This is a genomic window from Pseudomonas sp. Pse35 (assembly GCF_024519715.1).
GTDB lineage: Bacteria > Pseudomonadota > Gammaproteobacteria > Pseudomonadales > Pseudomonadaceae > Aquipseudomonas > Aquipseudomonas paracarnis.
Map to the genome: position 1 here is coordinate 1 of NZ_JALJRP010000087.1, position 432 is coordinate 432.

The following is a 432-nucleotide window of genomic DNA, read 5'->3' on the forward strand; positions in this document are numbered from 1 at the left end:
TGATGACCGTCTTGGCCAGCTCCGATTGCGGTATCGGCCTCACGGTCACCGTCAAGGTTGCCGACGTGACCGAGACACCCGCACGGGTTACCACGTATTGGTATTTCACCGTGGTGGCGTGGTCACGAATATTCGCTGCAATCGCCGCCCTGGAAATATCGAACGCCACCTTCTGCAAGGTCTCATTGCCTGGCTTGGCCGGGATATCCGGCGAACCGCCATTGCCGGCGCCTACCATGCTGGCTTTGATCGAGTCGCCGTTGCGCATGCCCACGTAGCTCACCACCAATTGGGTGCCCTGTTGCACCTTAAGGGGTTCCAGGTCGGCGGTGTCGGGGCCGGTGGTTTGCGCTTCAAGCAAGGTCGGCGACGGCAGTTCGCCCACGCCACGGCTGATCAGCACCTCGGTGATCTCAGAATACCGCGGCATCG

Annotated in this window: 1 protein-coding gene; it reads right to left on the reverse strand. The window is 61.3% G+C overall.

Annotation, left to right across the window (positions count from 1 at the left end):
* Positions 1-432: hypothetical protein (locus OC445_RS26940; protein ID WP_262020458.1), on the reverse strand; the 432-nt coding region annotated here is incomplete at both ends.